This is a genomic window from Draconibacterium sp. IB214405, from assembly GCF_033963885.1.
GTDB lineage: Bacteria > Bacteroidota > Bacteroidia > Bacteroidales > Prolixibacteraceae > Draconibacterium.
Genome location: NZ_JAXBMA010000006.1, coordinates 12,779 through 27,027 on the forward strand (window position 1 = coordinate 12,779; position 14,249 = coordinate 27,027).

The window sequence follows — 14,249 nt, forward strand, 5'->3', positions numbered from 1 at the left end:
ATTAAGCATCTACAGTTACACTTCCTACAATCTCTGGCTCGAGTTTCCAAGGTGCATCAACCAGTTTCCAAATCTTGGTTCCCAGCATACGCTCCATTTCATTGTAGAAATTAATAGCTCCACCGAATGCAGCATAAGGACCGCCGTAGTCGTACGAGTGCAATTGTTTTAATGGCACTCCGTATTTCTGAACAACATATTTTTCTTTAATACCTGCGCAGAATACATCAGGCTTATAGAATTCGATCAGCTTTTCAGTTTCCCAGTGGTTTACATCGTCGATTACCAGCGAGTTTTTCTGCATATCCGGCATCATTCCTTTGTAGTCTTTAAACTCGTAACCGCTCTCTTCCAACTTGGCTTTTTTCTCTACCAGGTCATCGCGGAAATGTGCTTCGTCTTTCTCAACCACAAGGTCTTCGATGTTACGTGTATCGGCATCAATTTTAATGTTCGGAATTACTTCACGACCTTCGTAATCATCACGGTGCGCAAATTCATATCCGGCAGAAACTGTTTTTACTCCAAGCTCAGTAAACAAATCCTGATAATGGTGAGCACGTGATCCACCAACGAACATCATTGCCAGTTTACCTTCAGTTTTAGGTTTAACCACATCGGCAACTGCTTTTACTTTCGCCATCTCGCGAGCAATAACTTCTTCAACTTTGGCTGATAATTCTTTATCTCCAAAATAATCGGCCATTTTACGCAATGATTTTGCAGTTGATTCGGCTCCGATAAAGTTGACCTTAAACCATGGAATACCGTATTTCTCCTCCATCATCTCAGCGATGTAGTTGATAGAACGGTGACACATAACCATGTTCAGGTCGGCAGTGTGTGAATATTCCATACTTTCGATAGTTGAGTTACCAGAGAAAGTAGACAACAATTCAACACCAACTTCTTCGAACAGTGCTTCAATTTCGAACGCATCACCACCGATGTTGTATTCTCCCAGTAAGTTCACCTGGAATTTACCTTTGCGAGGACGGTCGTTATTACCAACCACGTTTTTGAATACACCGTTGTTGGCAATGTGGTGACCGGCCGACTGTGATACACCGCGGTAACCTTCGCAACTGAATCCGAAGATATTGATACCCGTTTCTTCTTTCATTTCGCGGGCTACGGCATGAACATCATCACCAATCAAACCTACCGGACAAGTAGAGAAAATACCGATTGAACTTGGATTGAAAATTTCAACTGCTTCGCGAATTGCATCTTTCAGTTTCTTTTCGCCACCAAATACAATGTTTTCGTCTTGCATATCGGTAGAGAAAGAATAAGTAATAAAGTTATCTCCACCTTCAGGAACACGTGTTTGGTTACGACGTGTTAACCAGGCGTAAAAACTACATCCGATTGGTCCGTGAACCAGGTTGATGATATCGCGTGTTGGTCCTAAAACCACACCCTTACATCCCGCGTAGGTACATCCACGCTGTGTAATAATTCCCGGAATGGTACGAATGTTGGCTGCAATCTCCTGATTTTCCTCAGGATCGTTGATTACCATTGCCTTCGACCGTTTTTTGGCTACTTTCCGGGGATATTTTGCCAGCATCTCCTCCTTCAGTTGAGAAGGATCCGGCAATCCGTTTGTATAATCTTTTTTATTTGGCATAATTTTGTCTTTTTAAATTAAAGGATTGTCGTTCCTGTTTCGCCGGTACGAACCCGGTAGGTATCATCCAACGGAAGAACAAATATTTTTCCGTCGCCGGGAGCAGGAGTCTGATTAACTTCGATAATCGTATCAATTGTTAATTGCACATTGTGGTCAGAAACCGCAATATTTAGTACACGCTGAGGTCTCAGTCTTGGTTCTTTTCCAAGATGGGTAAGTGCTTCGGGCATATCTTGTTTTACACCTTCCAACACTTGTGCATCCCAGGTACCTTTTCCGCGTCCGAAAACTTTTCCGGTTGCAGTCATCGATGTGATACCTGCCGCGGTTAGAGCCTGTTTTGTTGCATTCATTTTATCGATCCTGATGATCGCCAATACCATCTTCATAGTCGTCTGATTTTAGAATTATAATTCTTTAGTTCCGCGGCTGATGGTGTATGCCTCTTCTACTGCGGTAACAAATATTTTTCCGTCTCCAAATGCACCTTTCGGCTCAGTACGAGCTGCTTCCATAATGGTGCTAATTGCGAAGTCTTTGTCTTCATCTTTAATCACCATAATCAACATCTCTTTTGGAAGTTCGTCATAAGTAATATCACCTATTTTAATACCACGCTGTTTACCTCTACCCACCACCGGAATCTTAGTAACTGCGATGTATCCTGCTTCAAACAGGGCTTTTAACACTTTACTTGATTTCTCTGGGCGTACAATGGCTCGTATCATTAACATAACTACTAGATTTTAAAGGTTTTTATTTTTGTTTGGTTAGTTGACTTAGTTAGCAATACCGAAATCGATCAATAGTTTCTCCAATTCCTCGATTTCAAGAGGCTCAGGAATAACAAACATTTCGTTAGAGTTAATAGCTTTTGCTAATGCACGATACTCGTCAGCTTGTGGATGTTCAGGAGCGAAATCAATAACTGTTTTACGGTTAATCTCTGCTTGCTGAACCATGTTGTCACGAGGAACAAAGTGAATCATCTGAGTTCCGATACGCGATGCCAATTGCTCGATCATTTCCTGCTCGTTTTCAACTTTACGTGAGTTACAAATCAGTCCACCCAAGCGTACTGTACCTGTTTGAGCATACTTTTTAATACCTTTACAGATGTTGTTGGCAGCGTACATCGCCATCATCTCACCCGATACTACAATGTAAATTTCTTCAGCTTTACCATCGCGGATAGGCATTGCGAAACCACCACATACAACGTCACCAAGTACATCGTAGAACGTATAATCAGTTTCGAATTTTTCATCCCATGCACCTAGCTGCTCCAGCATATTAATAGAAGTAATGATACCACGACCGGCACATCCTACACCTGGCTCAGGACCACCTGACTCTACACAACGAGTATTAGCATATCCTCTTTTGATGATATCATCTAACTCAACATCTTCACCTTCTTCACGAAGTGTATCCAGAACAGTTTTTTGTGCCAAACCACCAAGTAACAAACGAGTAGAGTCAGCCTTTGGGTCACAACCTACTACCATTACGTTTTTACCTAATTCTGCCAATCCGGCTACTGTGTTTTGTGTTGTGGTTGATTTACCAATTCCACCTTTACCATAAATTGCAATCTTTCTCATGATTCTTGTATTTTAAGTTTATATCGTTTGATTTTCTATGTGCCATATTGGTGCCAAAGAACATGCTCGACAACATATTTACACGCCATCTACCACCATAACACGCTGATATTCTGACATTAAAAAAGATTCAATTTTATTTACACTAAGAATAAGGATCGAAATAATCCTACAATTATGTAGGACGATACTGTTTAGGACACAATAAGGTGGAAATTTTTATGAAGCCCATGTTTAAAGGGCATTCGGGGTGTTAACATTGAGGTAACCTACATTTTGGTAGGAATGAAAGTCAATCTAAAAAAGTGAAAAGAAATAAGGTTGTCGCAAAATACGTCGTTTTGAGTTTTTTAATTTTCAATTTAAGGTTAAGCATAATTCTCATTTGGGAAATCATTTAGTTAGATTCCTGATATTGAATATTTTTGAAAAAAACTAGTTAGAATATGGAATATCTGAAGGCAGCCATAGCGCTTAAAAAGTATATCAAAGAGGTAAATCAGCAGATAATTGGAAAGGAATTAAGTCAAAAAAATCCAAACATCATGTTTGTAAAACATTCAAATGATTCTGTTAATGAAGTGAATATGACCGAATACACCAATGATTTTGTGTCCGCAACATTGGCATCTCTTCCTAGGTCTGAATCATTTATTATTACAGATTTGGCAACAATGAATGCCCAAGGACAGGAACTCACTTATTGGCTGTACAAAGGATATAATAATAAGACTGAAAACGGATTGGTATATTTTCAGGTAATCGATAAGGATACACTGATGCCTAAAGGGGAGTTGCAATTTAGCAACCTTGAAAAGAATATTTTTTATGAAATTAAAGCTCCTGATTTTGAAGAGAGCTCAAGCAATGCCATGGAAACGGACGAAGAAAATATGGGTAAAAAAAGTATTGTTTTCCTTGTTGGCAATATGAATGAAGAGCGTTTGCTGCATGATATTCAACGTTTGATTGTTGATACTATTAATAATGTACAACGCCACTCCGGATTGAATTTCCGCTTTATAATAAATATCTCAAAATTTAATGGAGCACCAAGTGAGGATTTAAAAAACCGGATTAAAGAGATTGAACAGTATACGAATCAGTTTGTCACGCCTGAATATCCCAATACTGAGTTCGTTTTCGATATAGAGGCATAAAAATTCATTCTCCGATTTTTAAGCTCAAGTAAACAATCTATACATTTTTCCACCCCAAATACAAGTACATATTATAACTGCTTAATCAATTTCTTATTCCGTGGATGATTTTATTAAGGCTTCACTATTTCGCACACACCGCAATCGAAAATTATTAGAAGCCCATGATTAAAGGCACTTCGGGGTCTTAACATTCAGGCAACCTACATTTAGGTAGGAAATATGTAAAATCAGATTATCCTGCCAGTTCTGACTATTAAAAGTACATACCGATACCATTTATATTCTCTTAACAAACTGATCATACAATACCTTGTTAACTATCAAGAGATTGTTATCAAATTACATTTTTTGAACTTTTTCGCAAAATAATAGTTGACTTATGCAACTAATTTATTTTACTTTTGCCGTTCAGAAACATTAGAAAGTCATGAAAACAGAATTCCCGCTGACCTATCAGCTTGGACAAACCATGAAATTGGTTCGTTTTAAGATGATGACAAAGTTTAAGGAGAACAATATTGATCTGAGCCTTGAACATTATGTGGTGTTACATTATATAACTAAGAATACTGCATCTACACAAAAAGACCTGGCTAACCATTTTCTGCGCGACAAATCAATTGTTACCCGCCAGATAAATTCGCTGATTGATTTGGGCTACGTTGAACGTTCGCAGGACGAAGGTGATAAACGCAAGAAAAAACTAAAACTTACACAAACGGGTATTGAGTTATTCGGGTTTATGAAAAAACTTTCGGCCGAGGTGTCATCCGAACTGTTAAACGGAATTACACCCGAGGAGTTGAATCATTTTGAAAATGTGATTTCAAAAATTCAATTAAACACCGGTTTTATGGAATGTCTGTCGTTGACAGAAGATAAAAACAGAAAAATTCAGAAATAAAATAATTACAACAATGAAAACAATTTTAAAATCCACAAGCTTGGCACTTCTGGCCATTCTTTTTATTTTTTCTTCCTGTTCAAATAAACAAGCGGGAAATGCTCAAATGATGAGCCAGGTTCGCGAGTATCTTGTTCAGGAAGTTAGTCCGAAAAGCATTACGCTTTATCAAAACTTTCCGGCAACACTCGAAGGCGAACAAACTGTTGAGATCCGCCCGAGAGTTGCAGGTTACATCGAGAAGATTTTTGTTGACGAAGGCGACTATGTAAAAAAAGGACAGGTTCTTTTTCAATTAAATGCCAACGATATTCGTGCGCAGGTTCGATCGGCCGAAGCTCAGATTAAAGTTGCCGAATCGCAGGTAGCCACTGCAAAAATCGAATTGGAGAAAACCGAACCACTTGTAGAAAAAAACATTATCAGCGAATTTCAGCTCGAATCAGTTAAAACCAATTTGCAATCGGCCGAAGCACAGTTGGCACAGGCGCAGGCCAATCTGGCCAATGCAAAAGCCAACCTCGAGTATACCATGATAAGCAGCCCAACAAACGGTTTTATCGGAACGTTCCCATACCGCGTTGGTAGTTTGGTAAGTAGCTCGGTTACGCTGCCGCTTACAACCGTTTCGAATACAGCCAGCATGCGTGCTTATTTTTCGATGAACGAAAAAGCATTTTTACAACTGATTAAAAACCTGGAAGGTGCTACCACCGCCGAAAAACTGGCAAACCTGCCGGAAGTTGATCTGATTTTACCTGATCAATCGGTGTACGCGCAAAAAGGTAAAATTGAAATTGCCAGTGGAATTGTTGATCCGCAAACCGGTGCAATTAATATGCGTGCCTCATTCCCAAATGCTGAAGGAAACCTTCGTTCGGGAGGAAGCGGAAATATTCGTTTGCCAAATTATCTGGAAGATGTTTTGCTGGTTCCGCAACCGGCCAGTTACGAAATTCAGGGAAAACATTTTGTATACGTAACCAACAGCGAGAACAAAGTTGTAAATACCGAAATTCAGATTATTGCAGGCGATTTGAAAGACGTTTTTGTAGTTACCTCAGGACTTAAAGCCGGAGATAAAATTGTGGTTGAAGGAATTACAACGCTTCGCGACGGAATGGAGATAAAACCCAAGTTAGCCGGAGAAGCAGTAGCTCAGAGCAATCAACCTTCGAACAATTAATTATTTAGAAGACAACAGTTATGTTTAGAAAATTTATAGAAAGGCCGGTACTTTCAACGGTTATTTCAATCATACTGGTTATTCTCGGCGTGCTGGGAATTACCACTTTACCCATTGAGCAGTATCCCGATATTGCTCCGCCAACAATCCGGGTATCGGCTAACTACACCGGTGCCGATGCACAAACAGTTTTGAATAGTGTGGTTATTCCGCTCGAAGAACAAATTAACGGTGTTGAAGACATGATTTACATGAGTTCAACAGCGAGTAATAACGGATCGGCCACAATTTCGGTGTACTTTAAACAAGGAACCGATCCGGATATGGCAGCCGTTAACGTTCAAAACCGTGTGGCACGTGCCAACTCGCTTTTACCTGCCGAGGTTACGCGTGCGGGAGTTCTTACCGCCAAGCGCCAGAACAACATGTTAATGGTATTTTCGCTGTACAGCACCGACGGAAGATACGACGAAACATTCCTGCAGAACTATTCGAAAATTAACCTGCTACCGCAAGTACAACGTATTAATGGTGTAGGTGAAGCAATGGTTTTCGGGCGAAAAGACTACTCGATGCGTATTTGGTTAAAACCGGATATTATGTCGACCTATAATTTAATACCCGCCGATGTTGTTTCCGCCTTGAATGCCCAAAACCTTGAGGCCGCTCCCGGTCGTTTTGGTAGTGAAAACGGTCAGAGTTTTGAGTACGTGATTCGTTACCGGGGAAAACTTACACAACCCGAAGAGTTTGAGAATATTGTAATTAAATCGGATGCAGACGGAAATATTTTGCGACTTGGGGATGTTGCCCGTGTTGAATTTGGTTCGCTGGATTACACAGCAATGACACAAACCCAGGGACAACCGGGTATTAGTATGGCCATCTTCCAATCGGCCGGATCGAACGCCCGCGAAGTAATCCTGGAAATAGAACGCACACTGGAAGAAGCGTCCAAGTCATTTCCTCCGGGAGTTGATTATATGGAGCTCATGAACACCAACGAATTCCTCGATGCCTCAATCGAAAAAGTATTGCACACTTTGCTCGAGGCGTTTATCCTGGTATTTATCGTGGTTTTTGTGTTCCTGCAAAATTTCAGGGCAACACTTATTCCGGCAATCGCCGTTCCGGTATCAATTATTGGTACCTTCTTCTTCCTTAACCTGTTTGGATTTACCATTAACCTGTTGACCCTGTTTGCGCTGGTGCTCGCCATCGGTATTGTGGTAGACGACGCCATTGTGGTGGTGGAAGCGGTTCACGCGAAACTCGACTCCGGGGCGCGGAGTGCCAAGAACGCTGCAATTTCGGCAATGAACGAAATTTCAACAGCTATTGTTTCTATTACCCTGGTAATGGCAGCAGTGTTTGTTCCGGTAACGTTTATCACCGGAACCACCGGAGTATTCTACAAACAATTTGGAATTACACTTACCGTAGCTATTATACTTTCAGCAATTAATGCGCTTACCCTGAGTCCTGCGCTTTGTGCAATTTTCCTAAAACCGCACAGCGAAGAAGAAAAAGAGAAGAAAGGTGTAATGAAACGCTTTTATGTTGCTTTTAACACTGCGTTTGAAAGTATGACAGGGAAATACAAAAAGGTAACCCACTTCTTTATTAATAAGAGATTACTGGCCGGAACAATGATCCTGGTTTTTGTTGCCTTGCTTGGCTACCTGATGAAAACAACGTCTACCGGTTTTGTTCCTGCTGAAGATACCGGTCGGATGTTTGTTGATATTGCGATGCCACCGGCTTCTTCGGGAGAAAGAACAGCCGAGGTTACAAAACAGATTGACGAGATACTGGCTACAGTACCCGAAATTAATGGTAGAACAGCAATTACCGGTTTCTCGTTTATGGGAGGTCAGGGATCACCTTACGCGATGGTCATTGCAGGATTAAAACCTTTTGATGAACGAAAAGGTGAAGGACAGGATTTGAACAGCATTGTGCAGAAACTGTACATGCTTACTTCGCAAATTAAAGGTGCCCGGATTATTATCTTCTCGCCACCTATGGTTCCGGGATTTAGTGTTACCGGTGGTTTCGAATTACAATTGGAAGACAAAACCGGTGGCGATATTCACGACTTTGAGAAAGTAGCCAATAATTTCCTTGGTGCCTTAAATCAACGTCCGGAGATTCAATACGCACGTACCGCATTTAATACCAATTTCCCGCAATACCGGATTGATGTAGACGCTGCACGTTGTATGCGCTCGGGACTGCAGGTCAGCTCAGTTCTGGCGGCAATGCAAGGTTACATTGGTGGATATTACGCCTCCGATTTTAACCGTTTTGGTAAACAATACCGTGTAATGGTACAGTCGGAAGGAAAATACCGCGGAAATCCTGAAGACTTAAATAATATTAAAGTACGCACCGGCACCGGCGAAATGGCTCCTATTTCGGAATTCATAACGCTAACACGGGTTTACGGACCTGAAACGATTAACCGTTTTAATATGTACACTGCCATTACGGTAAACGGAAGTCCAAATGCGGGTTATAGTTCGGGTGACGCCATTGAAGCTGTTCGCGAAGTGGCAGCCGATCTTTTGCCAACCGGCTACGACTACGAATTCTCGGGAATCACCCGCGAGGAGATCAATGCAGGTAATCAAACCATCATCATCTTTATTTTGAGTTTGATATTTGTATACTTCCTGCTGGCGGCTCAGTACGAGAGTTACATAATGCCTCTTTCAATTATTGTATCGTTGCCAATTGGTATTGCCGGAGCATTCATCTTCGCCCGCATTTTAGGTGTTGAAAACAACATTTACCTGCAAATTTCGCTGGTAATGCTCATCGGGCTTTTGGCTAAGAATGCTATTCTTATTGTAGAGTTTGCCCGACAACGAAGGGAATCAGGCATGTCGATAATTGAGTCTGCCGTTGAAGGTGCCACCGCCCGACTTCGCCCGATTTTGATGACCTCGTTTGCATTTATCGTTGGTTTGATTCCGCTGGTTATCGGAACCGGAGTTGGTGCCAATGGTAACCGCTCCATCGGAACCGGTGCCGTGGGAGGTCTGTTTATCGGTACAATGATTGGTATTTTGGTGATTCCGGCCATGTTTGTGGTTTTCCAGATTTTGGAAGAAAAAGTGAAAAAACCGAAGGCAGAACAAGAAATTTCAGAAATGAACAGTTTGGGTTAATCCGCTAGAAAAGATTAGATATGAAGACAAATTCAATAAAAAATATACTACTGATTGCCGTTGTTTCGGTATTGATCGTCTCGTGTAGTACGACAAATCAATACCAGCGTAGCCAGGATTTAACCGACGGATTATACGGAGAAGCCGAGACCGCCGAAACCAATCTGGCAAACGAAAGCTGGCAAAACCTGTTTAACGACCCAATACTCGACAGTTTAATTGCCGAAGGGTTGATAAACAACTTTGATTTGCAGGCTGCGGTTCAGCGTGTTGTTGCTGCCGAGTCGTATTTCTTACAAAGTAAAGCAGCAATGGCGCCTTCATTGTCAGGACAGGCCGGCTACACTTACGTTAAGAATTCAGAATCAACCAGTCCGAATGGCCCCGATCATTACAATGCTGAGCAAATTGCTTTGCAAAGTAGTTGGGAAATTGATTTCTGGGGAAAACTGAGTAATGCAAAAAAATCGGCTTACGCCAATTACCTGGCAACCGATGCGGCTCAAAAAGCAGTTCAAACTCGACTGGTTGCCAATATTGCGTCGGTGTATTACAGTTTGCTGGCGCTTGATGCGAACCTGGCGATTACTAAAGAAACGGTAAAGAACAGTGCGGAACTGGTTGAAACCATGAAAGCATTAAAAGAAAGTGGAAGCGTAACGGGCGCTGCAGTTGTTCAAAGTGAAGCGGCTCGTTATGCTGCGGAAGTTACTATCCCGGATATTGAGCAGCAAATAAGAGAAAATGAAAATACACTTTGTATTCTTTTGGGCCGAACTCCGGGAACCGTGGAACGCGGCAAACTGGAAAGTCAGCAAGCGCACGAAGTATTGGAAGTTGGTGTTCCGGCTGAACTTTTGGATAAACGCCCCGATGTGATGCAGGCGGAATACAGCGTTATCAGTGCCTACCACATGACCAACAGCGCCAAGGCTTATTTTTACCCGTCGGTTACACTTACTGCAAGTGCAGGATTGGAATCGCTGGCGTTTGAAGATCTGTTTGATCCGGCTTCGTTTGCAGCCAATTTTGTTGGAGGTTTGGTTCAGCCAATTTTTAATAAGCGGGCCAACAAAACCCGGTTGGAAGTTGCCAAAGCACAACAGGAAGAAGCTCTGCTAAATTTCAAAAGTACATTATTAAATGCCGGTGCCGAAGTGAACGACGCACTCAGCATGTACGACGCTTCGATGCAAAAGATCGAGCTTCGTACAAAACAATTGGATGCGCTTGAAAAATCGGTGGATTACACCAAAGAATTGCTGGTTTACGGCTCGGCCACTTACACCGAAGTTTTAAATGCACAGCAAAGTTTATTAAATGCACAGTTGAGCGACGTTAATGATCACATTCAGCAGTTGAATGCAGTGGTTTCCTTATATCGCGCTTTAGGTGGCGGATGGGAATAATACAGAAACAACAAATAAATTCATAGCTAAGGGGTCATCCGGAAACGGGTGGCCCTTTTTTACAACCTGTTCTCCCAAAAGAAATTATTTGGCTCGCATTCTTTAAATCCGGCTTTCCGATAAAGGTTTTGTGCTTTAAGATTATCGTGGCGAACTTCAAGATTTATTCGGCAGTAACCATTTTCAATGGCATAATTCTCAATACCCTTTAACAGAAACAGGCCAACTCCCTGTTGACGAAAATCGGGAGATACGATCAGGTCGTGAATATTAATTAGCGGGCTGGCTTTCCAGGTCGAGAAATTCAGGTTACAATTGGCTAGTCCGGCAAATTTATCGCCGATACAAACAAAAAATCCCATGTAAGCCGCATGCCGGTTCAGGCCTTCAATAATTTTAGGGCCAAGTCCGTCAGGCATCGATTCACTGATTCCCATTTCATCTTCCATGTAATCATTCAGAAGATGAATTACCTGCCGGCAGTGAACGGGATTATTCAGATCAACCTGGACTAACTCTTTTTTCATTTAAATGGGCAATTGATTATGTGCAATATAGTTAAGCACCGCTGAAAATAAGTATTTTGTGATTAAATTTTATATCGCCAGGCATTAATCTCGTATTTTTTAATGCGGGTACCCAGCATTCGCTCGGTTATTTTCAGCATTTCGGCGGCTTTGGTAATGTTTCCTTTTGTAGTTGTTAAGGCCTCGCGAATCAACTGTTTCTCCACCTGTTCAACCGTGTACATCATTCCACCTTTCGAACTGGTATTCGATGAATCGGCAGTTTGTAACGATGGCGGCAAATGGTAACTGTGAATCACTTTGTCGGTACTTAAAATACAAGCCCGTTCGATACAATTCTCCAATTCGCGAATGTTTCCCGGCCAGCGGTAAACCATCAGCATATCAAGCGCCGAAGTGGTAATACGTTTAATCTGTGTATGGTTGGCCTTGTTAAATTTGGTGATAAAATGATCAACAAGCAAAGGAATATCGTCGCGACGTTCGCGTAGCGACGGAATATAAATAGGAAATACATTTATACGATAATACAGATCTTCGCGAAACTCTTCATCTTTTATCATCTGTTCCAGCTTTCGGTTGGTGGCGCAAATTATCCGAACATCCGACTTTATGGTTTCGGTACCGCCAACCCGCTCAAATTCACGTTGCTGAATCATCCGCAAAAGTTTCACCTGTGTTGAAAGTGGAATGTCGCCAATCTCATCCAAAAATATGGTTCCGCCATTTGCCAGTTCGAAGCGGCCTTTTCGCTGTGCGTCGGCACCGGTAAAAGCCCCTTTCTCGTGACCAAAGAGTTCACTTTCTATCAACGACTCGGGAAGTGCCGAGCAGTTGACTTTTATAAATGTCTTTCCTTTTCGTGTACTTGCTTCATGAATGGCGTCGGCAACCAACTCTTTACCTACCCCGCTCTCTCCGCGGATAAGAACGGTTGAGGCAGTTTTTCCCACCATTTGGACCAGTGAAAATACATCGCGCATTTTCCCCGAGTTACCAATCATGTTCATCTGCTTGTGCCCCGAAATCTGACTTTCGAGCTCCAGATTCTTTTGTTTTAACATTTCAACTTCTTCCAATCGCTCCTGGCGGCGGCGTATGGCCCCAACCACCAAAGATCCGATAATTGAAAGTAAACGTGTGTCTTCGTTTGAACCAATATATGGATTAAAAACCCGTGTATAACTTAGCGTTCCGGTAACTTTCCCTTCGTCGATAACCGGCACACAAACAAAGGTTAGTTCTTTGCCGTCTTTATAAAGTTCCTGATTGGTTTTATTCAGAAAAAGCGAAGATTTCGAAATCTTGTCGACCACAACCGGCCGACCCATTTCCACAACTTTTCCGGTTATTCCTTCACCCAATTTATATTTCGCACGAGCCTGTTGCGTACTGTTCACTCCATACGCAGCCTCCATATAAATGCGTTCGTTCTCCCGGTTCAAAATGGTTAAAAAGCAACTTTCAGCTTCCAGATATTCTGCCACCATTTTAACAATACCATTCAAATCGTTCTTTAACTGCTTGCTTTGAATGAGTCGTTGGCTAATATCAAAAAGCAAGGTCATCTCCGACAGACCGTAACACTCTTCCCCTCCTTTTCTGCATTTAAATTCCATAGACAACTTCTCTTGCTTGTTATTCGTGTTTAACAAATTTCATCAATTAAACAGACAATTGTAAACCAATCAAATTATATTACGTCTTTTTAACACATTATTAATCTATATTTAAACATTACGAAAGCAAAACCCGTATTTTTCTTTCAAAAGACGCGAATAAGAGATAAAGAATTGAATCGGAAACAGTATTGAGTTAACCTGAAAAAATGTATTTTCGTTATTTCATACTAATATTTCAAAACGTGTCAAAGAATTTAGTAATCATACCAACATACAACGAAAAGGAAAATGTTGAGAAAATGATCCGCAAGGTATTTTCACTGGAAAAGCCTTTTCATTTGCTGATTGTTGAAGATAATTCGCCCGATGGAACAGCAGATATTGTAAAAAGTCTGATGAAAGAATTTCCCGGTCAACTGCATATTCTTGAAAGAAAAGGAAAACTTGGTTTGGGGACTGCCTACATTGCCGGATTTAAATGGGCTTTGGAAAGAGATTACGAAGCGGTGTGCGAAATGGATTGCGATTTTTCGCATAATCCCGACGATTTGCTGCGACTTTTTGCGGCCATTGAAGGAGGTGCCGATGTTGCGGTTGGCTCGCGTTATATTACCGGGATAAACGTAGTAAACTGGCCGCTGGGCCGTGTACTGATGTCGTATTTCGCATCGATGTATGTACGTATTGTTACCGGAATGGACGTGCGCGACACCACTGCAGGTTTTGTATGCTGGAAACGCAACGTACTGGAAACCATCGACCTAGATAAAATTAAACTGATCGGTTACGGATTCCAGATTGAAATGAAATTTACAGCCCACAAATTTGGGTTTAATATTCAGGAGGTTTCCATAGTGTTTACCGACCGCCAGGAAGGAACATCGAAAATGAGTGGTGGCATTTTTAACGAAGCACTTTGGGGCGTATTAAAAATGAAATTACGTAGCTTCTCTCGTAAATACGAAAGAGCGAGTTAAAGATTATTGATAAATGATTAAAGATAAATGAAGGCTGCCTGGTGCAGC

Annotated in this window: 12 protein-coding genes; 6 read left to right on the forward strand and 6 right to left on the reverse strand. The window is 41.6% G+C overall.

The features are described from left to right. Position 1: 1 nt before the first annotated feature. The 4 genes from nifD to nifH are packed head-to-tail and all read right to left on the reverse strand — an operon-like array spanning position 2 to position 3,240. A complete protein-coding gene (gene nifD / locus SLH46_RS19060; RefSeq protein ID WP_320282815.1) occupies positions 2-1,633 on the reverse strand; it encodes a nitrogenase molybdenum-iron protein alpha chain in 1,632 nt (543 codons plus the stop codon). Positions 1,634-1,650: 17 nt separating this feature from the next. Continuing rightward, positions 1,651-2,025, reverse strand: a complete 375-nt coding sequence (locus SLH46_RS19065; protein ID WP_320282816.1) for a P-II family nitrogen regulator — start codon at positions 2,023-2,025, stop codon at positions 1,651-1,653. A gap of 18 nt (positions 2,026-2,043) precedes the next feature. Further along, positions 2,044-2,370: a P-II family nitrogen regulator gene (locus SLH46_RS19070; protein ID WP_320282817.1), complete on the reverse strand. Its 327-nt coding sequence runs from the start codon at positions 2,368-2,370 to the stop codon at positions 2,044-2,046. A 45-nt stretch (positions 2,371-2,415) separates the two neighbouring features. Further along, on the reverse strand, positions 2,416-3,240 hold the full coding sequence (gene nifH / locus SLH46_RS19075) for a nitrogenase iron protein (RefSeq protein WP_320282818.1): 825 nt from the start codon (positions 3,238-3,240) through the stop codon (positions 2,416-2,418). A 446-nt stretch (positions 3,241-3,686) separates the two neighbouring features. On the opposite strand from nifH, the gene SLH46_RS19080 reads away from it, so the two are divergent. The 5 genes from SLH46_RS19080 (at position 3,687) to SLH46_RS19100 (ending at position 11,075) form a co-directional block, all read left to right on the forward strand. Next, complete coding sequence (locus SLH46_RS19080; protein WP_320282819.1) at positions 3,687-4,400, forward strand: hypothetical protein; 714 nt, start codon at positions 3,687-3,689, stop codon at positions 4,398-4,400. A 430-nt stretch (positions 4,401-4,830) separates the two neighbouring features. After that, complete coding sequence (locus SLH46_RS19085) at positions 4,831-5,307, forward strand: MarR family winged helix-turn-helix transcriptional regulator (RefSeq protein WP_320282820.1); 477 nt, start codon at positions 4,831-4,833, stop codon at positions 5,305-5,307. 13 nt (positions 5,308-5,320) lie between these two features. Further along, on the forward strand, positions 5,321-6,493 hold the full coding sequence (locus SLH46_RS19090) for an efflux RND transporter periplasmic adaptor subunit (protein WP_320282821.1): 1,173 nt from the start codon (positions 5,321-5,323) through the stop codon (positions 6,491-6,493). Between the two features lie 20 nt (positions 6,494-6,513). Next, positions 6,514-9,666 carry an efflux RND transporter permease subunit gene (locus tag SLH46_RS19095; protein ID WP_320282822.1) on the forward strand — a complete coding sequence of 1,051 codons (3,153 nt, stop codon included), beginning with the start codon at positions 6,514-6,516 and terminating at the stop codon, positions 9,664-9,666. A 20-nt stretch (positions 9,667-9,686) separates the two neighbouring features. Further along, entirely contained in the window at positions 9,687-11,075 is a 1,389-nt protein-coding gene (locus SLH46_RS19100) for an efflux transporter outer membrane subunit (RefSeq protein ID WP_320282823.1), read from the forward strand. 59 nt (positions 11,076-11,134) lie between these two features. Here the strand turns inward: SLH46_RS19100 and SLH46_RS19105 are convergent, their stop codons facing one another. After that, positions 11,135-11,602 carry a GNAT family N-acetyltransferase gene (locus SLH46_RS19105; RefSeq protein ID WP_320282824.1) on the reverse strand — a complete coding sequence of 156 codons (468 nt, stop codon included), beginning with the start codon at positions 11,600-11,602 and terminating at the stop codon, positions 11,135-11,137. 62 nt (positions 11,603-11,664) lie between these two features. Continuing rightward, the gene (locus tag SLH46_RS19110) at positions 11,665-13,221 is read right to left on the reverse strand and encodes a sigma-54 interaction domain-containing protein (protein ID WP_320282825.1); all 1,557 of its coding nucleotides are present in this window, start codon (positions 13,219-13,221) and stop codon (positions 11,665-11,667) included. A gap of 245 nt (positions 13,222-13,466) precedes the next feature. Between SLH46_RS19110 and SLH46_RS19115 the strand changes: the two genes are divergently transcribed. Then, on the forward strand, positions 13,467-14,201 hold the full coding sequence (locus tag SLH46_RS19115; protein ID WP_320282826.1) for a polyprenol monophosphomannose synthase: 735 nt from the start codon (positions 13,467-13,469) through the stop codon (positions 14,199-14,201). The last annotated feature ends 48 nt before the right edge of the window (positions 14,202-14,249 follow it).